The sequence below is a fragment of the Halorubrum sp. SP3 genome, from assembly GCF_005435195.1.
Classification (GTDB): domain Archaea; phylum Halobacteriota; class Halobacteria; order Halobacteriales; family Haloferacaceae; genus Halorubrum; species Halorubrum sodomense.
Map to the genome: position 1 here is coordinate 1 of NZ_SGTU01000245.1, position 607 is coordinate 607.

1 pseudogene is annotated in these 607 nt (G+C 45.6%); it reads right to left on the reverse strand.

The window, feature by feature from the left end:
* Positions 1-342: 342 nt before the first annotated feature.
* Positions 343-607, reverse strand: a pseudogene (locus tag EXE42_RS16435) (IS6 family transposase); the annotation flags it as partial.

Here is a 607-nt window from a genome sequence, read left to right on the forward strand (position 1 = left end):
GGACAGATGATAGTCTGTAATCAGATGGTTGAACAGTGAATCAGTCACCAGATAGAAAAATCAGGATCCAGTGTAACTGTGGCAACTGGATTGAAACCGATAACGAAGTGAGTCGAGTAAACTGTGAATGTGAAAACACATTCGTAGTCACTGTCACAGATATGAGTCTAAGATGGACCCTAGAAATACTCTTAATTTGATCGTTCTCTGGGCTGGCTGTACTAAGCGATCCGTGCGTGCCCTCTACTGACCCCATCCAGGTCAGAATGTGTCATTCCCTAAGGATTTCAACAGAGCCGTAGTGTTCAATATTAGTTAATAGAATGGATCTACAGGTAGTGTTCAGATAAGCTGGTTCCATGCGAAAGCGAATGCTTGAAGCCAATTTTCGACGGTGTCTGCTTCGGCGTGGCTGAAACAGTTTGAGAACTGGTTAGTTCGACACTTTAGTTCTCGAAAGACACGTTCGACGGCATTCCGATTACCATGTTTTTCGTATCTGTAATCGAGGCCGTGTCGATGAGGTGCCGCTTGCAGCCACGGTGCAGAATCGACGAGAAAGAGCGCGTCATCGACGAGATGTTTTTCACGGAGTTCAGCGATAAAC